Source organism: Aerococcus sp. L_32, from assembly GCF_050689315.1.
On record NZ_JBOEQF010001248.1, the window covers coordinates 1 to 529 of the forward strand.

Consider the following 529-nt stretch of genomic DNA (forward strand, 5'->3'; position numbering starts at 1 on the left):
AGTCAGTTGCCATTTTTCAAATAAATAGAAAGGAGTGAAGTCCAATATGGCGAAGAAAACGACAACGAGATATGTGTGTCAGGCTTGTGGTTATGAGAGTGTTCAGTTCTATGGCAAGTGTCCGAATTGTGGGACCTGGAACCAAATGGAAGAGGAACGCTTATATGGGAAGACTATTGCTCATCCAGAACCCCGCGTTGGACAAGCCGATTCAAGCCGGATGAAGCCACAAAAATTAGCGGCGGTTAAAGGGGAAGAAACCCCGCGTATCCAAACCCAATTAGGCGAATTAAATCGCGTCTTAGGTGGCGGTGTGGTGCAAGGTTCGCTGGTTTTAATTGGTGGTGACCCAGGGATTGGGAAGTCAACCTTAATGCTACAGGTATCAGCTGAATTGCATCAGAGTGCTGGGCCAGTTTTATATGTGTCCGGAGAGGAATCGATGCATCAAATCAAGCTACGAGCGGAGCGACTAGGATTTGAAGGTGCAGATTTCTATGTTTATGCAGAAACTGATATGGCGGCTATT

Annotated in this window: 1 protein-coding gene; it reads left to right on the plus strand. The window is 46.3% G+C overall.

What is annotated here, in order from left to right; translation table 11 throughout:
- Positions 1 to 46: 46 nt before the first annotated feature.
- Positions 47 to 529: AAA family ATPase (locus ACRCJ0_RS19155; RefSeq protein WP_431391801.1), on the plus strand; the 483-nt coding region annotated here is incomplete at its 3' end.